A 19,864-nucleotide genomic window follows, 5' to 3' on the forward strand; every position below is an offset into this window, starting at 1 on the left:
TTTCCAGAACTTTGGGAATCCCCCTTCGATTCAGTACAATCCCATCACGCTCTAGGAGCCAAAGGGGCCGTCGGTCATTGCTATAAAGCATGACCGACGGCCCCTTTCTCATTCCCTTGCTGGGCGACCAGCTGACGCCCGACATCGCCGCGCTGCGGGATGCGGACAAGGCGCGCAGCATCGTGCTGATGATGGAGGTGGCGGATGAGACCCGCTATGTCCGCCACCACAAGGCGAAGATCGCCTTCATCCTGTCGGCCATGCGCCACCATGCCGAACGGCTGCGGGCGCTGGGCTGGACGGTCGATTATGTGACGCTGGACGATCCGGCCAATTGCGGCAGCTTCACTGGCGAGGTTGCCCGCGCCATCGAGCGGCACCGGCCCGCCGCGATTCATGTGACCGAGGCGGGTGAATGGCGGGTGCGCGCGATGCTCGACAGCTGGGAGCTGCGCTTTGGCCTGCCGGTGACGATCTATGAGGATGACCGTTTCCTCTGTTCCCACGCGGAGTTCGACACTTGGGCGGCGGCGCGCAAGCAGTTGCGGATGGAGTTTTTCTATCGCGACATGCGGCGCAAGACCGGGCTGTTGATGACCGATGCGGGCAAGCCGGAGGGCGGCGAATGGAATTATGACGCGGACAACCGCAAGCCCCCGCCCCGGCGCGACCTGCTGATGCCGCAGCCGATTCGCTTCCGGCCCGACGCCATCACGCAGGATGTGTTGGCGCTGGTGGCGGATCGCTTTGCGGACCATATCGGCAGCCTCGACCATTTCCATTTCGCGGTGACGCATGAGGATGCGCTGCGCCAGCAACGCCGCTTTCTGGACGAGGCGCTGCCCCACTTTGGCGACTATCAGGACGCAATGCTGACGGACGAGCCGTTCCTGTGGCACTCGGTCCTGTCGCCCTATCTCAATGCCGGGCTGCTCGATCCGCTGGCGCTCTGCCGCGCGGTCGAGGCGCGCTATCGGGCCGGCAAGGTGCCGCTTAACGCGGCGGAGAGTTTTATCCGCCAGATCATCGGCTGGCGCGAATATGTGCGCGGTATCTATTGGCATGAGGGACCGGACTATGCGCGGCGCAACGCGCTGGGGGCGACGCGGCCCCTGCCCGGCTTTTACTGGACGGGTGACACGGACATGCACTGCATGGCCCAGGCGATCGGCCAGACCATCGACCATGCCTACGCCCATCATATCCAGCGGCTGATGATCACCGGCAATTTCGCGCTGCTGGCGGGCATCGACCCGCACGCCGTGCATATCTGGTATCTGGAAGTCTATGCCGACGCCTATGAATGGGTCGAGCTGCCCAATACGCTGGGGATGAGCCAATTTGCCGATGGCGGCCTGCTGGGGTCCAAACCCTATGCGGCGAGCGGCGCTTATATCAACCGGATGTCGGACCATTGCCAATCCTGCCGCTATGATGTGAAGCAGCGTGTGGGCGAGAATGCCTGCCCGTTCAACGCGCTCTACTGGGATTTTTTGGCCCGCAACGAAAAGCTGTTGGGCGGCAATGTGCGGCTGGCCATGCCCTACCGCAACTGGGGAAGAATAGCGGAGGAGGACCGCGCGGCGATCAGGGATCAGGCCGCGCGGTTTCTGGATACGCTCGACTAGGCCGCGCCGCACAGGCTGAGCATACGGCCCGCCAGTTCCCGTTCGCCCATCACCACATGGGGGACGCCGAGTTTCTCCAGATAATCGACCTCCGCGTCGCTATGGGCGCGGGCGATGACGGCGAGATTGGGGTTCAGGCGGATCGCATGTTCGTGGATCGCGCCGCCCTCAAAGCCCTCCGGCACGGCGATCAGCAGGTGATGCGCCTCCTTCACTCCCGCTTTTATGAGGTGGCGGTCCTCCAGCGCATTGCCTCGGACGACGGACAGTCCGGCGGCTTGCGCGTCCTCGGCTTTCTCCGCGTCGCCCTCGATCACGACGAAGGGGACGGCGCGCTGGGTCAGGCGGGTGGCGATCAGCTTGCCGACGCGGCCATAGCCGACCAGCACGACATGGCCCATCGCCGGGCGCGCGGCGGCGATACGGGCGGCTTCGGCATCGACTTCCTCCTGCTTGCGGCCGCGCACGGCGAGAGAGAAGAGGATAGGGTTGAGGAAGATCGAGACGATCGCGCCCGCCAGGATCAGGTCGCGCGCGTCGGCAGGCAGCACGCCAAGGCCTGTCCCCAGCGTGGCGAGGATGAAGGAAAATTCGCCGATCTGCGCCAGGCTGACCGCGATAGTCATGGCGGTGTCGCCGGGCTTGCCGAACAGGCGGACGATGGCGTAGGCGGCAATCGATTTGCCGACGATGATGATCGCGACGGTGGCCAGCAACGGCAGCGGCTGCTGCACCAGCACCGCCGGGTTGAACAACATCCCCACCGACACGAAGAACAGCACCGCAAAGGCATCGCGCAGGGGGAGCGTTTCTTCGGTGGCGCGGCGGCTCAAAGGGGTTTCGCCCAGGATCATGCCGGCGAAGAAAGCGCCCAGCGCGAACGACACGTCGAACGCATAGGCTGCGCCGAACGCGACACCCAGCGCGATGGCGAGGACGGCGAGGCGGAACAGCTCGCGCGATCCGGTGTGGACGACCCAGTGCAGCGCCCAGGGGATCACCCGCCGCCCGACGACCAGCATCAGCGCGACGAAGCCCGCGACCTTGAGCAGGGTGCCGACCAGAGGCGCGATGAGTGCGCCCACCCCGGCGCCGGAATCGGCGTCGTTGATGACGGCGGCGAGGGCTGGCAGCAGAACGAGCGCGAGGACCATCACCAGATCCTCGACGATCAGCCAGCCGACCGCGATTCGGCCCCGCCGGGTTTCGACCAGATCAGCGCCCTGCAAGGCGCGCAGCAGCACGACGGTGCTGGCGACCGACAAGGCAAGGCCAAAGACGATGCCCCCCATCAGCGGCCAGCCCATGACATGCGCCAGCGCCATGCCAAGGCCGGTCGCGACCGCGATCTGCACCAGTGCGCCGGGGATGGCGATATGTTTGACCGAGAGCAGGTCTTTTAGCGAGAAATGCAGCCCCACCCCGAACATCAGCAGGATGACGCCGATTTCGGCCAGTTCGTTGGCCAGGCTGGCATCGGCCACAAAACCGGGGGTGAAGGGACCGACCATGATCCCGGCGACGAGATAGCCGACGAGCGGCGACAGTTTGAGGCGATGCGCGATCGCCCCCATGATGAAGGCGACGACAAGACCGGCAACGATCGTGCCGATCAGGGGCGTGTGATGGGGCATAGGCAAATCCTTGTTCCGAACGAAGGCCCGCGCACAGGGGCCGGAGTCGATTCGTCAGGAACAGGCAGGGGGTGCGCGCGCGTGCCTTGTGCCGGAGTGGACGCCGGATCTGGCTGTCACCGCTGAGAGAGAAAATGCCGGGACGGAGCATAGCCGCCAGACGATGAGTAAAGAGGCTGCCACAACTGCCAGCAGCAAGTGAACAGCCGAGGGACCATCGCCGTCCAACCGCGGTGCCTGCACTGTTTGCGGGGCCAGCGGCGCGCGCGCCTTGATGACCACATCGCTCGTCGCGGGATTGAAGGCGGACCCTGCGACCCGGCTAAGCGGCGGCCCAAGCGGCGCGAGGGCGGAGAGCAAGACGATAGCAATCAGCATCCACAGGGCAGCGATGACCGGCAGGCGCTGGCCCGCAAATCCTTTGCTGTCTGCTCCGATGCGCTTCATGCGTGCCACTATTCCTTTATCCTGCTATAGATAGGGCAAGGCAGGTGGAAAACCACCCCATGAACCGGCCCATCGTGGTTGACAGGTCCGAGTCATTCCACTACCGGGCCACATTCCCGCGCGGGTCGGCTAAGGCTTCATGTCTTTGGTGATTTGCGTAAAGCAGATTTGAACGAGAAGAGACAAGCCATGTTCGCTATCGTGCGCACAGGCGGCAAGCAATATCGCGTCGCCGCCGGAGACAAGATCGTCGTCGAGAAAATGGCCGGTGAGGCCGGTGACAAGATCACGCTGGACGACGTCCTGCTGGCCGGTGAAGGCGGCGACCTGAAGGATGTGGCCGGTCTGACCGTCGCAGCCGAGATCATCGCGCAGGCGAAGGGCGAGAAGGTCATCGTTTTCAAGAAGCGCCGCCGCCACAATTATCGCCGCAAGAACGGCCACCGTCAGCGTCACACGATCCTGCGGATCGTGTCGATCGGCAGCGAAGAGAAGAAGGTCAAGAAGGCCGCTGCCAAGACCGATGACGCGGCGCCTGCCGCTGCTGAAGCCTGATCGCTTCGCGACTAGAATTAGGAGTTTAGACAATGGCACATAAGAAAGCTGGCGGTTCGTCGCGCAACGGTCGTGATTCGGAATCGAAGCGCCTTGGCGTCAAGAAGTTCGGCGGTCAGGAAGTGATCGGCGGCAACATCATCATTCGCCAGCGCGGCACCCGCGTCTATCCCGGCCGTAACGTCGGCATGGGCAAGGACCACACGCTGTTCGCGCTGGGCGAAGGCCGCGTGGTGTTCCATGCGGGCAAGCAAGGCCGCAAATATGTGTCGGTCGACGCTGTGGCGCAGGCCGCCGAATAACGGATGATCGATGACGGATCGTCCCTCCGCAAAGGGGCGATCCTCCCGACAGGGCCACTAGGCGCTGTCGGTTTTCGAGGGAAAAAGGGGCGCTCCTTCCACAAGGAGCGCCCCTTTTTCGTTGCTATGGGTCTCCCCTCCACTTTCCCTCAAGTCCCTGGAACTAAAGCTCTTCCCGCGCGTCATGCGGGCGGGGCCAGTCCAGAAGCCACGCCGTCGTCAAGCCGTCATCATTGGCGGCTATCGGCGCAGACAAAGAGGAGAGACGAGAATGTTCGCCCGTACCCCCCGCCTGCTCCTGCGTCCGGGCTGGATGGAGGATGCCCCTGCCCTGGCCCAGGCCATTGGCGACCCGGCGGTCCTGCGCAACCTGACCCGCGCGCCCAGCCCCTATGGCTTGGCGGACGCACAGGAATTTCTGGCCCGACCGCAGGATGTGCGCCAGCCCAGCCTGCTCGCCTTCACCCGCACCCATGGCGCGCCGCGTCTGGTCGGCGGCTGCGGCGTCACGCGCGCCGAAGATGGCGGCCATGAACTGGGCTATTGGATCGCCCGCCCCTATTGGGGTCTGGGTTTCGCGACCGAAGCCGCCCAAGCAGTGCTGCGCATGGCGCGCGCCAACGGCGTGGGCGACATCCGCGCCGCGCATTTCGCCGACAATGGCGCGTCGGGCAATGTCCTGCGCAAGCTCGGCTTTCGCCATAATGGCCGCGTCGAACCGCGCTTCAGCCCCGCCCGCGGCGGCACTGCGCCGTGTTTGATGTTCGAGGAAGGCGCTGTGGCTCGGCAAGGCGATGATCCGGCGATGGATCTGTACGCCGACGCCCTGCCCGCTATGGCGGCTTGATCCTCCCCGCTCGCGGGGAGGTGGCGCGCCGAAGGCGTGACGGAGGCGGAGGGCGTCTGGACGCGAGACTTGTGTCAGACGGCTAGCCCCCTCCACCGGCTGCGCCGGTCCCCCTCCCCGTGCCGGGGAGGAGTGGCCGCCGGTCAAACACTCTAATCACCTTACCCCCCAGCACCGCGTCGCCCAATGCTGTAAAGCCCAGCTTCTCCGCCACCCTGATCGACGCGCCATTGTCCGGCTCGATGATGCAGCGGATTGCATCCGCCTCCAGATGCGCGTCGGCCCAGCCCAGCACCGCCTCCATAGCTTCGGTCGCCAGCCCCCGGCCCCAGGCCTGCGGTCCCAATACCCAGCCCGCCTCCGGCACACCGTCCAACTCCGGCAGGCCACGCGCGGCGCTCAGCAAGCCCGCCTCGCCGATCATCGCGCCGGTCGCGCGATCCTCCATCACCCACATGCCATAGCCCAACAGCGACCACATGCCCGCATAGCGCAGCAGACGAAACCACACCGCCTGCGCGTCCTGCGGCGATCCGCCGATATGGCGGACGACCTCCACATCGCTCCATAGCGCGCAGCAGGCGGAATAGTCCGCAAGCACGTGCGGGCGCAGGATCAGGCGGTCGGTATGGAGCAGCGGTGCGGTCATCATGCTGCGATCAAAGGCTGTCGTCCGCCCTCCGTCAAGCCGCGCGCGTTTATCGTCGCGCGCAAAGGTTTAATTTCGCGCCATAAGGCGCTATTTTATGTTTTCCGCATTCTGCGGGCCGTCGACTGTTCCAGCCGACTTCAGAATGCTCTATGGGCGCCCCATGCATTTTCTCGATCAAGCAAAAATCTTCATCAAATCCGGCTGGGGCGGCCCCGGTGCGGTCAGTTTCCGGCGTGAAAAATATGAGGAATATGGCGGCCCGGACGGCGGCAATGGCGGCAAGGGCGGCGACATCATCTTTGAAGCGGTGCAGGGTCTCAATACCCTGATCGACTTCCGCTACACCCAGCATTTCAAGGCACAGCGCGGCACGCCGGGCATGGGCAAGAATCGCTATGGCGCAGGCGGCAAGGATCTGGTCATCAAGGTGCCGGTCGGCACCCAGATATTGTCCGATCCCAAGCCGATCGAGGGTAGCGAGGATGAGGACGGCATTCCCGATTATGAGGATCAGGACGTGCTGGCCGACTTCACCGAGGTGGGGCAGCGCGTCACCTTCCTGCGCGGCGGCGATGGCGGGCGGGGCAACATGTCCTACAAGACGAGCACCAACCGCGCGCCGCGCCAGCATGGCACGGGCTGGCCCGGCCAGGAAATGTGGGTGTGGCTGCGGCTGAAACTGCTGGCCGACGTCGGGCTGGTCGGGATGCCCAATGCGGGCAAATCGACGCTGATCAACCAGGTCACCAATACCAAGGCGAAGGTCGGCGCCTATGCCTTCACCACCACCAAGCCGCAACTGGGCGTTGTGCTGCACAAGCAGCGCGAATTCGTGCTGGCGGATATTCCGGGCCTGATCGCGGGCGCGGCCGAAGGCGTGGGGATTGGCGACCGGTTCCTGGGCCATATCGAACGCTGCCGCGTGCTGCTCCATCTGATCGACGCGACCGGGGACGATCCGGTAGAGGCCTTCCACATCGTGCAGGACGAACTGTCCGCTTATGGCGAAGGATTGGACGAAAAGCCGCAGATCGTCGCGCTCAACAAGGGCGACCTGCTCGGCCCGGAGCTGATGGAGGATATTGCCGACCAGCTGCGCGAGGAAGGCGTGGAGGATGTGTTCATCATCTCCGCCGGGACCGGCGAGGGCGTGGAAGCGCTGCTCGACGCAATCCTGCCGATCGTGGGCCAAGCGCTGGACGATGCGAAGCCGGAAGGCGACGCGGACGAAGAAGGCGAACGCCCATGGTCGCCGCTCTAGGCGTCAACCCGCCCACCCCCGTTCGGTTCGAGCTTGTCGAGAACGGCGCGCATAGTTCTCGACAAGCTCGAACCGAACGGATGTTGTTTTAATCCCATGCCCCCCCTTGCCGGCTTTCCCCCCGCCCTCATCCGCCGTCTGGTGATCAAGATCGGCTCTGCCCTGCTGGTCGATCCGGCCGGGCAGGTGCGGGTGGACTGGTTGCGGACGCTGGTGGCCGATGTCGCGGCGCGCAAGGCCGCGGGGCAGCAGGTCATCATCGTGTCGTCGGGCGCGATCGCGCTGGGCGCGCGGCGGCTGAAACTGCCCAAGGGCGGGCGCGGCAGCCTGGAGGATGCGCAAGCAGCCGCCGCGACCGGGCAGATCGCTTTGTCGCAATGCTGGGCCAGCCTGCTCGACGAACAGGGCATTGTCGCAGCACAAATGCTGGTGACACTCGATGATCTGGAAAATCGCCGCCGCTATCTCAATGCGTCCGCTACGCTCGAACGGCTGATGGCGCTGGGCGTCGTGCCGGTGGTGAACGAGAATGACAGCGTCGCCACTGCCGAAATCCGCTTTGGCGATAATGATCGGCTGGCGGCGCGTATCGGACAGGCGGCACGGGCTGACGCAGTTGTCCTGCTGTCGGACGTGGACGGGCTTTACACCGCCAACCCGCACGTCGATGCGGACGCCATGCTGATCGAAACAATAGAGCGCATCGATGCGCGAATCGCCGCCATGGCCGACGGTGGCTCGGCGTCCGGCATGGGATCGGGCGGTATGACGTCGAAGATCGAAGCGGCGAAGATCGCGACGGGCGCGGGCGCGCATCTGGCCATCATTTCGGGCAAGGTCGATGCGCCACTGTCGCACTGGGCGGGTGGTGGCAAGGGGTCGATCTTCCTGGCCGCACCCGTCAAACGCGCGCGCAAGGGCTGGCTGGCCGGGCGGCTGACCGTGCGCGGGCGGATCATCGTGGACGCAGGCGCGGAACGGGCGCTGGGCAAGGGCAACAGCCTGCTGCCCGCCGGGGTCGCCAGCGTGGAGGGCGTGTTTGCGCGCGGCGATGTGGTGGATATCGTGACACCCGATGGCCGGGTGATCGCGCGCGGCCTGTCCGAATATGACAGCGAGGAAGCGGCGCGGATCGCGGGCAAGCGCAGCGAGGATATCGCCACGCTGCTGGGCCACCTGCCCCGCTCCGTCCTCGTCCATCGCGACCATATGGCGATGGTTTGACGCCATGGCATTGCGGATGGCTATGACCGGCGCGACGGGTTTCGTCGGCGCGGAGACGTTGGATCAGGCGCTGGCGGCGGGGCATCATGTCACCGCGCTGACCCGCAAGGCGCAGCCGCCGCGCGCGCGGCTGAAATGGGTGCCGGGATCGCTGGACGATGCGGCGAGTCTCGATACGCTGGTGCGCGACGCCGATGTCGTCGTGCATATAGCGGGCGTGGTGAATGCGCCCGATCGCGATGCGTTCGAGGCGGGCAATGCGCGCGGCACGATTGCGGTGATCGACGCGATGCGCAAACGAGGTGTGCGACGGCTGGTGCATGTGTCGTCGCTGGCCGCTCGCGAACCGGACCTGTCCGATTATGGCTGGTCGAAGGCATTGGCCGAACGCCATGTGAAAGCCAGCGGGCTGGACTGGACGATCGTGCGCCCGCCCGCCATTTACGGGCCGAACGACCGGGAAATGCTCGAACTGTTCCGCATGGCCAAGCGCGGCATCATGATGCTGCCGCCGGGCGGACGGCTTTCGGTAATCGAGGTCGGCGATCTGGCCCGGCTGCTGCTGACGCTGGCCGGTGAGCGGGAGATCAGCCTGACCCACATCTATGAGGCGGATGACGGCACGGTCGGCGGATGGGATCATAAGGATTTCGGCGCCGCGATTGGCCGGGCCATGGGCCGCGCCGTGCGGACGCTGGCGACACCGGCCTGGCTGCTGGGCGTCGCCGCGCGCACCGACCGGATGATCCGGGGCAAGGGCGCGAAATTGACACCCGACCGGGTCGACTATTTCTGCCACCCCGACTGGGTCGCCGCGACCGGCGCGCATGTGCCGAAACAATTATGGATGCCGCAGGTCCCGACCGAGGCGGGATTGAAGGCGACAGCGGAGGCGTATCGGGCGAAGGGTTGGGTGTAAAAATCACGCCGTCATCCCCGCGAAGGCGGGGATCCATCTCCGGCCGTAGCACCGGACGCAAGGCTGGGAGATGGATTCCCGCCTGCGCGGGAATGACCAAGCATACTACTCAGCCACCACCTTCTTCGCCCGCTGTTCCGCCAGAAATTCGCTGATCGCTTGCCCACTGGCATTGAGCAGCGGGAAGGTCCGCGCGTCGGACAGCCAGTCGGGACGGCGCGCGCCGCTGCCATACATGGTGTCATAGACCAGGCTGAAAGCGAGAAAGATGAGCGTCGCGCCGATCAGTCCCTTGACCGCACCAAAGCCGCCGCCCAGCACACGATCGACCGGACCCAGCACCGACTGGCGCGTGCGGCGACCGATAGCGTGGGCGACCAGCTTGCCCGCTGCAAAGGTCACGCCGAACACCAGCACCAGCGCCAGCACCGCTGCGCCGCTCTTCGTGCCGACAAAGGCGCTCAGCAAATCGGTCGCCGACGCATGGAACAGGCGGATGGCGAAGATCGCCAGCACCCAGGCCATCAGCGAGAGGGTTTCCAGCACGAAACCGCGCAGTAGGCCCAAAACAGCGCAACCGCCAATGGCGAGCAGGACGAGAATATCGACGGCGTTCATCGCCAGCGTGGCTATCCCCTGCCCAGCATCTGGTCAACCAGTTGGGCCAACGTGCGGAAACCATTAACCGCAATCCCCTTCACCCCGTCGGCGGCGGCCGCCGGGATGAAGGCGCGGTTGAACCCCAGCTTGGCCGATTCGCGCAGCCGCAGCGGCGCATGGGCGACGGGCCGGATTTCGCTCGACAGCGCGATTTCGCCGAACAGCACGACATCGGCAGGCACCGGCTTTTCCGACAGGGCCGACACCAAAGCCGCGGCAACCGCAAGGTCAGCCGCAGGGTCCGACAGGCGATAACCGCCCGCGACGTTCAGATAGACTTCGCAGGTCGAGAAACTGAGACCACAGCGCGATTCCAGCACCGCCAGCACCATCGCCAGCCGCCCGCTGTCCCAGCCCACCACCGCCCGGCGCGGCGTCGCCCCGCTCGACAGACGCACGACCAGCGCCTGTATCTCCACCAGCACCGGCCGCGTCCCTTCCAGCGCCGGAAACACCGTCGCACCGGTCACGCTTTCGTCGCGATGGGTCAGGAACAAGGCGGACGGGTTGGAGACTTCCTCGAGTCCCTCCGCCACCATCGCGAACACGCCAATCTCGTCCGTGCCGCCAAAACGGTTCTTGATCGCGCGCAGGATGCGATATTGGTGACTGCGCTCGCCCTCGAACGCCAACACCGTATCGACCATATGCTCCAACACGCGCGGCCCGGCGATGCTGCCATCCTTGGTCACATGGCCGACCAGCACCAGCGCGGTGTTGCGCTGCTTGGCGAAGCGGATCAGTTCCTGTGACGAGGCGCGCACCTGGCTGACCGTGCCGGGCGCCCCCTCGATCAGGTCGCTATGCATCGTCTGGATCGAATCGATGATGAGCAGGGCGGGCGGCTCCCCCTCCCCCAGCGTGGTCAAAATGTCGCGCACCGACGTGGCGCTCGCCAACATGACGGGCGCGCTGCCTAGCCCCAGCCGCTGCGCGCGCAACCGCACCTGATCGGTCGCTTCCTCGCCACTGATATAGACCACCGAAAGCCCGCGCGCCGCGACCCGTGCCGCCGCCTGCAACAACAAGGTCGATTTGCCGATACCCGGATCGCCGCCGATCAGCGTCGCCGATCCCGCGACGATCCCGCCGCCCAGCGCCCGGTCGAACTCGGCAATGCCGGTGCTGGTGCGCGGCGGCAGCTCGATCTTGCTGTCCAGGCCAACGAGCGTGATCGCCCGCCCGCCAGCGTGAAGGTCATGCCGCGCGGAAAAGGCGGTTTCCGGCGCTTCCTCGACAATGCTGTTCCACTCGCCGCAATCCTCACACTGCCCCTGCCACCGCGCCGCCACGGTGCCGCATTGCTGACAGACGAATTTGCGCTTTGCCTTGGCCATGGCGAAGATATGCCGACCAAGCGCGAACATTGCAAGAACATCCCGCGATGCACTGGAAACATCGCCACGGCTCAGGCATTGAAGCGGCGATGAGAACAATCCGCGTTGCCAGTTACAATATCCGCAAGGCCATCGGCACCGATCGGCGGCGGATGCCCGAACGGGTGCTGGAGGTGCTGGGAGAGGTGAATGCGGACATCATCGCCCTGCAGGAGGCTGACCGGCGCTTTGGCGTGCGATCGGCCGCGATCCCGCCGGCGCTGATGGAACGACTGAGTGATTATAAGCCGGTGCCGCTCAATGTTCAGGTCGATTCGATGGGCTGGCACGGCAATGCGTTGCTGGTGCGCAAGGCCGCGCAGATCGACCTCAGCGATGTGCTGCACCTGCCCTATCTGGAACCGCGCGGCGCGACCATGGCGGAGGTGACGCTGAACGGCCTGTCGCTGCGCGTGTTCGGGATGCATCTGGACCTGTCGGGCCTGTGGCGACGGCGGCAGGCGGCGGCGGTGATCCACGCGGCGGCACAGGGCGCGGCGATGCCGACCGTGCTGATGGGCGACCTCAACGAATGGAGCGCCAATCGCGGCTGCCTGGCCGACTTTGCCCATCATTATAGTTTCGCGCCGTGCGGCCGCAGCTTCCATGCGCGCCGTCCGGTGGCGCGGCTCGACCGGATCATGCACTGCGCGCGCCTGACGCTGACCGACTGCGGCGTCCATGACAGCGCATCCTCGCGCAAGGCGTCCGACCATCTGCCGATCTGGGCCGATTTCCGCGCCTGACAGCCCCTCGACAAGCCGCGCGCGCTCTGCGACGTTCAGGCCATGAAGGAGAGGGAACTTAGGCTCGGTCTGGTCTGCTATGGCGGCATCAGCCTGGCGATCTACATGCATGGCATCACCAAGGAGGTGTGGCGATTGGCGCGCGCCAGTCGCGCCTTTCACGATGGCCTGCCGCCGACCACGGGCAGCGAGGCCATCTATCACAAGCTGCTGGCGGACATGGAGGCGGCCAGCGGGGTGCGACTGCGCGTGCTGCCCGACATTATTGCCGGGGCCAGTGCAGGCGGGATCAACGGCATTTTTCTGGCACAGGCGATCGAGACCGGCCAGTCGCTCGAACCGCTGACCGACCTGTGGCTCGACAATGCCGATGTCGACAGCTTGCTCGACCCCGACGCCCGCCCCGCCCGTGCGCTGACCAAATTCTGGGCAACGCCGCTCGTCTGGATGGCAGCGCGGCGCCCGGGCGACGCGGTAGAGCGCACCGTCGCGCCCGACACGCGCGAGGAAGTGCGGATGAAACTCTCCCGCTTCATCCGCTCGCGCTGGTTCGAGCCGCCCTTTGGCGGGGAGATTTTCACCACCCTGATCCTCGACGCATTCGACGCAATGGCCGCCAGCGAACGCGGCCCCGTGCTGCTGCCCGACGGCCATCCGCTCGACCTGTTCGTGACCGTCACCGATTTTGAAGGCCATCCGCAAAGCCTGACCCTCAATAGCCCGCCCCAGGTGATCGAGACCGAGCATCGCCTGTCGATCGGCTTCCGGGCGCGCGGTCGGGCCGCACGCGATTTCGCCGATACCGCCGAACTGGTGTTCGCCGCGCGCGCCACCGCCAGCTTCCCCGGCGCTTTCCCGCCCTTCACCGTGCGAGAACTGGACCGGGTGCTCAAGCGCCGCCATCGCAACTGGCCGACGCGCGATGCCTTCCTGGCCCGCGCTTTGCCCCGGCACTGGGCGCGGGGTACGGCGGAGGACGCGGTGCTGATCGACGGATCAGTGCTGGCCAACGCGCCCTTTGCCCAGGCGATCGGCGCGCTGCGCAATCGCCCGTCCCGGCGGGAGGTTGACCGGCGCTTCGTCTATATCGACCCCAAGCCCGGCCATCGCACCATCCAGTTGAACCGCCATGGTGATCAGGTCGCGGTGCCGACCGGCGAGGATGCGCCGCTGCCCGGCTTCTTTCGCACCATCTTCGGCGCTTTGAGCGACATTCCGCGCGAACAGCCGATCCGCGACAATCTGGAGGCGATCGATCGCCATTCCGCGCGTATCCGCCGGATGCGCCGCATCCTGAACGCGCTGCGCCCCGGGATCGAGGCGGAGGTGGAAGGGGCGATCGGCGGGATGCTGTTCCTCGACCGCCCGACCCCTGCCCGCCTGTCCGCCTGGCGCGCCAAGGCGCAGCAGCGCGCGGCCAGTTCGGCGGGCTTTGCCTTCCCGGCCTATGGTCATCTGAAACTGTCGGGCATCGTCGAATCGCTCGCGACCCTCTTGTTCCGCCTGTCGGGGGAGGACAGTCGGATGCTGCGCGAAACCTACCGCACCGCGATCTGGGCGCAGGTGCGCAAGGATGGCGCAGACCAGCTGGACGAGAGCGGCGGGTCAGGCTCAGCGCCCGTTACCTTCTTCCGCACTCACGATCTGGCTTTCCGCATCCGTCGCCTGCGCTTTCTGGCGCGGCATCTGGCCGATACGCTGGAAAGCGACGGCGCGGCGGAGGATGAGGCCGTGCTGGCCATGCATGACGCGATCTACCGCGCGCTGGCCCTCTATGCCGCGTGTGAGGAAAGCGATTTTCACGGGGTCGCCGTGCTGGCCGCCGCGCGCAACGTGCCGGGCGACGCCGCCGCCGCGCTGGAGGCGGTGGCGCAGGACCGTGACCTGCGGGCGCGGGACGATGGCGCGGACCTGATCCTGGCCGAAGCCTTTGCCGCCCTGCCCAAGGGCGGCCGCCGGTCCATGCTGCTCGCCTATCTGGGCTTTCCCTTCTACGACATCGCCACCCTACCGTTGCTTCAGGGTGACACTATGGACGAATATGATCCGGTGAAGGTCGACCGGATTTCGCCCGAAGATTGCTCCGCGATCCGGCCCGGCGGCGCGGCCGCCACACTCAAAGGCATAGAATTCAATAATTTCGGGGCTTTCTTTAGCAGGGTCTATCGGGAGAATGATTATTTGTGGGGCCGCCTGCACGGGGTCGAGCGGCTGCTGGACATCGTGATTTCGGCCATGCCCGCCGCAAGCCGCCTTTCCCCCGACGCGCTGCGCGACTATAGGCGGGCGGCTTTTCTGGCGATCCTGGACGAAGAAGAGTCGCGGCTACCCCATGTCGCGGACCTGATCGCCAGCTTGCGGGAGGAAATCGGGTGAGCAGGCGGTTAAGGCTGGTTCCGATAGGCATGATGCTGGCGCTCGTCGCGGGCTGTGGGGATTCGTCGCCACAGGTTGCGCAGGCCGACGCCAGCCCAGCCAAACCCGCAGCCATGGTCGCTACCCCCGCGCCCGTAGAGCCGCAGCCCGAACCGGTGGTCAGTCCGACGCCCAAAGCCGGTCCCGTGGTCACTGTCCGCGCCCAACCCGCGCCCTGGCATTCGCTCGACCTGCCCCCGTCCGACGTCGCCGCCAGCGCAGACCCTTTCCCGCGCGAAGTGACCCAGTTCATGGTCGCGCGCGACAGTTGCGACCATTTCCGGGGCGAGGAACCCTATGACGCGGAACGCCGCGCCTATATCGAGGAAAATGTCGCGGAACTGTGCCACGGGTCCGACGCGACCCTGGCCATGCTCCGCCGCCGCTACGCCACCGACCCCGCCGTCACCGCCGCGCTGCACGGCTATGAGGACCGCATCGAGGGGCGGGAGGAAGAGTAGGGACTCCCTTCACCCGTTCGCCCTGAGCGAAGTCGAAGGGCTCTGCTGAGCCGCAGGCGAAGCAGCTTCGCTTCGCTCAGCGGAAGGCTTCGACTTCGCTCAGCCCGAACGTTGCAGCTATTACAACAACCCCTCCACCTGATGCGCCAGGTCAATGTCCCGTTGCGATAACCCACCTGCGTCATGGGTCGTCAAAACCATGTCCACCCGGTTATAAACATTGCTCCACTCAGGATGATGGTCCGCTTTCTCCGCCAATATCGCCACCCGCGTCATAAAGCCGAACGCCGCGACGAAATCGGGGAAGGTGAAGCGGCGCGATATGCCGTCCGGGTCGGCCACGACCGTCCATTCGGGCAGGTTCGCCAGCGCCAGCGCGCGCGCCTCATCGCTCAGCTTCTCGATCATGTCCCTATCCTCTGAAAATAGTTTCGCCTATGTGGCAGCCATGTCGCACAACGGTCAACCGCCCCGCTTAGCTCCCACCGCGCAGGATATTGAGGCGCTGGCGCTCGAAGCGCTCAGCCGCCTGCCCGCCCCTTTCACCGACCATCTCCACAATGTCGTCCTGTTCGTGGAGGAATTTGCCGACGCACAAGTCCTGAAAGAGATGGAGATTGACGACCCGTTCGGCCTGACCGGCCTCTATACCGGTCGCCCCGTCGGGCAGGAGGCGCAGACCGGGGACGCGCCGCCCACCGTCCATTTGTTCCGCCGCCCTTTGCTAGACGAATGGGTCGAAACCGGGGTGCCGCTGGACGCGCTGATCACCCATGTCGTCGTGCATGAAATCGGCCATCATTTCGGCCTGTCCGACCTCGACATGCATGTGCTGGAGGATATGGTCGCGCAATGAGCGACGCGGAACTGCATCTGTCCGATGTCGCCTGCCTGCGCGGCGGCCGGATGCTGTTTCGCGGCGTCAGCCTGACACTGAATGCGGGCGCCAGCGCATCGCTGACCGGACCTAATGGCGTTGGCAAGTCCAGCCTGTTGCGGCTATGCGCCGGGCTGCTCCCCGCCTTTTCCGGCACGATCAAGCGCACTGGCGCGGTCGCGCTGGCCGATGAGCGGCTGGCGCTCGACAGCGAATTGCCGCTCGCCCGCGCGCTCGATTTCTGGGCGCGACTGGACGACAGTGCGAACGGCGCGGTCGCAGCAGCGCTGGACGCAATGGCGCTTGCGCCGCTGGCCGATGTACCGGTGCGGATGCTTTCGACCGGGCAGCGCAAGCGGGCGATGCTGGCGCGGGTGATCGCCAGCGGCGCGCCGATCTGGCTGCTGGACGAGCCGGGCAATGGCCTCGACACTGCCTCGCTTGATCTGCTGGGCGCAGCCGTCGCCGCGCATCTGGCAGCTGGCGGTATCGTCGTCACCGCCTCGCACCAGCCGCTCCCGCTCGGCGCACCGGTCACCCTCTCGCTAACCGACCATCTGCCCGACCCGCCCCATCTTCTCTATCCGGGGGAGTGGGACGCATGAGGATGCTATGGCTGCTCGCCTCACGCGATCTGGGTGCAGCCTGGCGGTCGTCGGGCCTATGGTTGCCGGTCGCCTTCCTGCTGCTGGTCGCCAGTCTCTATCCCTTTGCCGTCGGGCCGGATCTCACGCTGCTGCGCCGCACCGGTGGCGGGATGCTGTGGATCGCCGCGCTGCTCGCCAGCCTGTTGCCGGTCGACCGTCTGATCGCGCCGGATCGCGACGCGGGCGTGCTGGACCAGATCGCGCTGCGCGGCATAAGCGATGAAATGGTCGTGCTGGCCCGGCTGATCGCCCATTGGCTGGGCTTTGGCCCGCCCCTGATGCTCGCCACCCTGCCCGCCGCCGCGTTGCTCAAGCTGGATGGCGGCACGATCTGGATGCTGGAGGCCGGCCTGCTGGTGGGAACCCCGGCGCTGGCCGCGCTCGGCCTGCTGGTCGCGACGCTGACCGCGGGCCTGCGATCGAGCGGCGCGCTGGCCGGGTTGCTGGCCCTGCCGCTGGCCGTGCCGCTGCTGATCTTTGGCGCAGGCACGCTGGGTGATGGCAGCGGCGCAGCACTCAAATTCCTCGCTGCTGCTTCGTTGCTGCTGGTCGCGATCACGCCTTTTGCTGGTGGGGCTGCAATACGGGCGGGGCGGGAGTAAGCTCCGGCACACTGCAACCCAAACTCCGTTCGCCCTGAGCCTGTCGAAGGGCTGTACTTCTTCTCGCAAGGAAAGACGGGGCTTCGACAGGCTCAGCCCGAACGGGGAAAGAGATTCGCTTCAGGGGCTAGCCTCCCTATCCCTTCCGCTACTCGACATCGCGCTGCGCCTGCGCCAAAGCCGCGGCCATGCTTGCTTTTGCCGCTTCCGCCCTGTTCGTCCTGATCTGGTCCACCGGCTTCATCGTCGCCCGCGCGGTGGTGCCGCATGGCGCGCCCGAACTGGTGCTGGCGATCCGCATGACGCTGGTCGCGCTGCTGCTGTGCGGCGCGGCGCTCTACGCGCGGCAGTCCTTCCCCACTGGTCGCCGCCTGGGCCTGCATCTGGCCGCAGGGGCGATGCTCCATGGCGTCTATCTGACGGTCAGCTGGTGGGCGGTCAGCCGGGGAATGCCCGCAGGCGTCATGTCGCTGCTGGGGTCGCTCCAGCCGTTGATGGTCGCGGTCGCCAGCGTCGCCCTGCTCGGCGACCGGCTGCCGCGCCGGACCTGGGCGGGGCTGGCCATCGCGATCATCGGCGTCACCTGCGTCCTGCAGCCCGCCATCATGCGCACCGGCACCGGCTCCATCACCGTGGTGCTGGCCATAGCGGGCATCGTCGCGATCATCGCCATGACCGGCGGCACGCTGATCCAGCGCGGCGGACTGGCGGATGATCCGATTCTGGTGTCCGGCGGCGTCCAGAATATCGGCGGCGCACTGGTCGCCATCATCGCCACGCTGATCGTGGGCGAATGGCGCTGGGACAATGATCCGTTGCTCTGGGCAGCGCTAGGCTGGTCGGTTTTTGGCCTGTCAGCGGCGGGCCTCAGCCTGCTGGTCTGGCTAGTACGGCATCAGGGTCCGACCGCTATGTCGATGCTGCTGCTGCTCGTCCCCCCGCTCGCCGCGATCGAGGCCTGGCTGCTCTTTGGCGAACGGCTCGGCCCGGTGCAGCTGATCGGCTTTGCGCTGGCGCTGGGCGGGGTATTGCTCGGTCGATCGGCCCCGGCGAAAAAAGCCGACCTGACCGAACCGGCCTAACCCTCCCGCAGCCTTTCATGGTGGCGGATCACTTCGTCGATGATGAAGCGCAGGAATTTCTCGGTGAAGTCCGGGTCCAGATTGGCGTCCAGCGCCAGCTGGCGCAGCCGGGCGACCTGCCGCTCCTCCCGCCCCGGATCGGCCGGGGGCAGCGCATGGGTCGCCTTATATTCGCCCACCGCCTGGGTTATCTTGAACCGTTCGGCCAGCATGAACACCAGCGCCGCGTCGATATTGTCGATGCTCTCGCGATAGCGCTGCAATGTGTCGGTCACGTCTATCCTCCGCTCAGTCGGCGCGCTTTTTGCGCCATATGGCCTTACAGGCAAGCTATTCCCGCTTGCCATCTGCATTTTGCCCCGCCAAGGGACGCAGGTCATGACAGCACCCGCCCCCGGTAACGTCCACCCCATCGGCCGCGCCAAAAGCGCGCCGTCGCTGGCCCCCATCATGAACCTGGTCGCCGACGGCATGAACCAGGTCAATGCCGTGATTCTGGACCGGATGCAGTCGCGCATCCCGCTGATCCCCGAACTGGCAGGCCATCTGATCGCGGGCGGCGGCAAGAGGCTGCGGCCGATGCTGACATTGGCCTGCGCCGATCTGGTCGGCTATGCCGGGTCGCGCCATTACAAGCTGGCCGCCGCGGTCGAATTCATCCACACCGCAACGCTGCTGCATGACGATGTCGTCGATGGCTCCGGCCTGCGCCGGGGCCGCAAGACCGCCAACATCATCTGGGGCAACAGCGCCAGCGTGCTGGTCGGCGACTTCCTCTTCTCCCGCTCGTTCGAGCTGATGGTCGAGGCGGAGTCTCTCAAAGTCCTCAAAATCCTGGCCAATGCGTCGGCTGTCATCGCGGAGGGCGAAGTCAACCAGCTGACCGCCCAGCGCAAGATCGACACCAGCGAGGACCAGTATCTCGACATAATCGGCGCCAAGACCGCCGCGCTCTTCGCCGCCGCCTGCCGCATCTCCGCCGTGGTCGCCGACCGGGACGAGCGGGAGGAACAGGCGCTCGACGTCTATGGCCGCAATCTGGGCATCGCCTTCCAGCTGATCGACGATGCGATCGATTATGAATCGGACGGCGCGACCATGGGCAAGGACGCGGGCGACGATTTCCGCGATGGCAAGGTGACGCTGCCCGTCATCCTCGCTTACGCCCGTGGCAGCGACGAGGATCGCGCTTTCTGGAAGGCCGCGATTGCCGGCCACAAGATTGGCGACGATGATCTGGCCCACGCCACCGGCCTGCTGCGCCGCACCGGCGCGATCGCCGACACGCTTGCCCGCGCCCGCCATTACGGCCAGCGCGCAATCGACGCGCTCGGCATGTTCGACAATGGCAAGGCGAAGGCCGCGCTGACCGAAGCGGTCGAATTCGCAACGATCCGCGCTTATTGAGGATTTGGGTTCGCGTTTCGTCTGACCAATAAACGCCGTTCGCCCTAAGCTCGTCGAAGGGTCGTTCTTAGAAAGTACAAGGCTTCGACAGGCTCAGCCCGAACGGGATGAGATGGCGGGCC

The 19,864-nt window shown here is 65.9% G+C and carries 22 protein-coding genes; 15 read left to right on the plus strand and 7 right to left on the minus strand.

Features of this window, described 5'->3' with window-relative positions:
* Positions 1–89: 89 nt before the first annotated feature.
* Complete coding sequence (locus tag ACODR8_RS15675; protein WP_489008135.1) at positions 90–1,628, plus strand: cryptochrome/photolyase family protein; 1,539 nt, start codon at positions 90–92, stop codon at positions 1,626–1,628.
* Here the strand turns inward: ACODR8_RS15675 and ybaL are convergent.
* Together ybaL and ACODR8_RS15685 are read right to left on the minus strand one after the other, a co-directional pair.
* A complete protein-coding gene (gene ybaL / locus ACODR8_RS15680) occupies positions 1,625–3,262 on the minus strand; it encodes a YbaL family putative K(+) efflux transporter (RefSeq protein WP_489008136.1) in 1,638 nt (545 codons plus the stop codon). The two genes, ACODR8_RS15675 and ybaL, sit on opposite strands and share 4 nt — an antisense overlap.
* A 54-nt stretch (positions 3,263–3,316) precedes the next feature.
* Positions 3,317–3,709, minus strand: coding sequence for a hypothetical protein (locus ACODR8_RS15685; RefSeq protein ID WP_489008137.1), 393 nt, complete (start codon positions 3,707–3,709; stop codon positions 3,317–3,319).
* 189 nt (positions 3,710–3,898) lie between these two features.
* On the opposite strand from ACODR8_RS15685, the gene rplU reads away from it, so the two are divergent.
* From rplU to ACODR8_RS15700, 3 genes are all read left to right on the plus strand, one after another.
* The gene (gene rplU / locus ACODR8_RS15690; protein WP_489008138.1) at positions 3,899–4,264 is read left to right on the plus strand and encodes a 50S ribosomal protein L21; all 366 of its coding nucleotides are present in this window, start codon (positions 3,899–3,901) and stop codon (positions 4,262–4,264) included.
* A 32-nt stretch (positions 4,265–4,296) separates the two neighbouring features.
* Positions 4,297–4,566, plus strand: coding sequence for a 50S ribosomal protein L27 (rpmA, locus tag ACODR8_RS15695; protein ID WP_017183119.1), 270 nt, complete (start codon positions 4,297–4,299; stop codon positions 4,564–4,566).
* Positions 4,567–4,837: 271 nt separating this feature from the next.
* Positions 4,838–5,413, plus strand: a complete 576-nt coding sequence (locus ACODR8_RS15700) for a GNAT family N-acetyltransferase (protein ID WP_489008139.1) — start codon at positions 4,838–4,840, stop codon at positions 5,411–5,413.
* Between the two features lie 82 nt (positions 5,414–5,495).
* Here the strand turns inward: ACODR8_RS15700 and ACODR8_RS15705 are convergent, their stop codons facing one another.
* Positions 5,496–6,065, minus strand: a complete 570-nt coding sequence (locus ACODR8_RS15705) for a GNAT family N-acetyltransferase (RefSeq protein WP_489008140.1) — start codon at positions 6,063–6,065, stop codon at positions 5,496–5,498.
* Between the two features lie 160 nt (positions 6,066–6,225).
* On the opposite strand from ACODR8_RS15705, the gene obgE reads away from it, so the two are divergent.
* From obgE to ACODR8_RS15720, 3 genes are all read left to right on the plus strand, one after another.
* Complete coding sequence (gene obgE / locus ACODR8_RS15710) at positions 6,226–7,326, plus strand: GTPase ObgE (RefSeq protein WP_489008141.1); 1,101 nt, start codon at positions 6,226–6,228, stop codon at positions 7,324–7,326.
* A 96-nt stretch (positions 7,327–7,422) separates the two neighbouring features.
* Complete coding sequence (gene proB, locus ACODR8_RS15715; RefSeq protein WP_489008142.1) at positions 7,423–8,550, plus strand: glutamate 5-kinase; 1,128 nt, start codon at positions 7,423–7,425, stop codon at positions 8,548–8,550.
* A gap of 22 nt (positions 8,551–8,572) precedes the next feature.
* Entirely contained in the window at positions 8,573–9,469 is an 897-nt protein-coding gene (locus ACODR8_RS15720) for an NAD-dependent epimerase/dehydratase family protein (RefSeq protein WP_489008143.1), read from the plus strand.
* A 105-nt stretch (positions 9,470–9,574) separates the two neighbouring features.
* Here ACODR8_RS15720 and ACODR8_RS15725 read toward each other — a convergent pair whose 3' ends face one another.
* Positions 9,575–10,087, minus strand: a complete 513-nt coding sequence (locus ACODR8_RS15725; protein ID WP_489008144.1) for a CvpA family protein — start codon at positions 10,085–10,087, stop codon at positions 9,575–9,577.
* Positions 10,088–10,098: 11 nt separating this feature from the next.
* Positions 10,099–11,466, minus strand: coding sequence for a DNA repair protein RadA (gene radA, locus ACODR8_RS15730; protein WP_489008145.1), 1,368 nt, complete (start codon positions 11,464–11,466; stop codon positions 10,099–10,101).
* Between the two features lie 89 nt (positions 11,467–11,555).
* On the opposite strand from radA, the gene ACODR8_RS15735 reads away from it, so the two are divergent.
* The 3 genes from ACODR8_RS15735 to ACODR8_RS15745 are packed head-to-tail and all read left to right on the plus strand — an operon-like array spanning position 11,556 to position 15,127.
* On the plus strand, positions 11,556–12,251 hold the full coding sequence (locus ACODR8_RS15735; protein ID WP_489008146.1) for an endonuclease/exonuclease/phosphatase family protein: 696 nt from the start codon (positions 11,556–11,558) through the stop codon (positions 12,249–12,251).
* Between the two features lie 42 nt (positions 12,252–12,293).
* Positions 12,294–14,627, plus strand: coding sequence for a patatin-like protein (locus ACODR8_RS15740; RefSeq protein WP_489008147.1), 2,334 nt, complete (start codon positions 12,294–12,296; stop codon positions 14,625–14,627).
* A 29-nt stretch (positions 14,628–14,656) separates the two neighbouring features.
* Complete coding sequence (locus ACODR8_RS15745) at positions 14,657–15,127, plus strand: hypothetical protein (protein WP_489008148.1); 471 nt, start codon at positions 14,657–14,659, stop codon at positions 15,125–15,127.
* A 120-nt stretch (positions 15,128–15,247) separates the two neighbouring features.
* Here ACODR8_RS15745 and ACODR8_RS15750 read toward each other — a convergent pair whose 3' ends face one another.
* A complete protein-coding gene (locus ACODR8_RS15750) occupies positions 15,248–15,535 on the minus strand; it encodes a 4a-hydroxytetrahydrobiopterin dehydratase (RefSeq protein WP_489008149.1) in 288 nt (95 codons plus the stop codon).
* On the opposite strand from ACODR8_RS15750, the gene ACODR8_RS15755 reads away from it, so the two are divergent.
* The 4 genes from ACODR8_RS15755 to ACODR8_RS15770 all read left to right on the plus strand — a co-directional run bounded on the left by ACODR8_RS15755 (position 15,534) and on the right by ACODR8_RS15770 (position 18,335).
* Positions 15,534–15,983 carry a metallopeptidase family protein gene (locus ACODR8_RS15755; RefSeq protein WP_489008150.1) on the plus strand — a complete coding sequence of 150 codons (450 nt, stop codon included), beginning with the start codon at positions 15,534–15,536 and terminating at the stop codon, positions 15,981–15,983. The two genes, ACODR8_RS15750 and ACODR8_RS15755, sit on opposite strands and share 2 nt — an antisense overlap.
* Entirely contained in the window at positions 15,980–16,609 is a 630-nt protein-coding gene (gene ccmA, locus ACODR8_RS15760) for a heme ABC exporter ATP-binding protein CcmA (RefSeq protein WP_489008151.1), read from the plus strand. Before ACODR8_RS15755 ends, ccmA begins: the two co-directional genes overlap by 4 nt.
* Positions 16,606–17,253, plus strand: coding sequence for a heme exporter protein CcmB (locus ACODR8_RS15765; protein WP_489008152.1), 648 nt, complete (start codon positions 16,606–16,608; stop codon positions 17,251–17,253). Before ccmA ends, ACODR8_RS15765 begins: the two co-directional genes overlap by 4 nt.
* 188 nt (positions 17,254–17,441) lie before the next feature.
* Positions 17,442–18,335 carry a DMT family transporter gene (locus ACODR8_RS15770; protein WP_489008153.1) on the plus strand — a complete coding sequence of 298 codons (894 nt, stop codon included), beginning with the start codon at positions 17,442–17,444 and terminating at the stop codon, positions 18,333–18,335.
* On the opposite strand, the gene ACODR8_RS15775 is transcribed toward ACODR8_RS15770, so the two are convergent.
* Positions 18,332–18,610, minus strand: coding sequence for a chorismate mutase (locus tag ACODR8_RS15775; RefSeq protein ID WP_294130710.1), 279 nt, complete (start codon positions 18,608–18,610; stop codon positions 18,332–18,334). The genes ACODR8_RS15770 and ACODR8_RS15775 overlap by 4 nt on opposite strands.
* A gap of 103 nt (positions 18,611–18,713) precedes the next feature.
* Between ACODR8_RS15775 and ACODR8_RS15780 the strand changes: the two genes are divergently transcribed.
* Positions 18,714–19,742, plus strand: coding sequence for a polyprenyl synthetase family protein (locus ACODR8_RS15780; protein WP_489008154.1), 1,029 nt, complete (start codon positions 18,714–18,716; stop codon positions 19,740–19,742).
* The last annotated feature ends 122 nt before the right edge of the window (positions 19,743–19,864 follow it).

It is taken from the genome of Sphingobium sp. FG58, assembly GCF_057809055.1.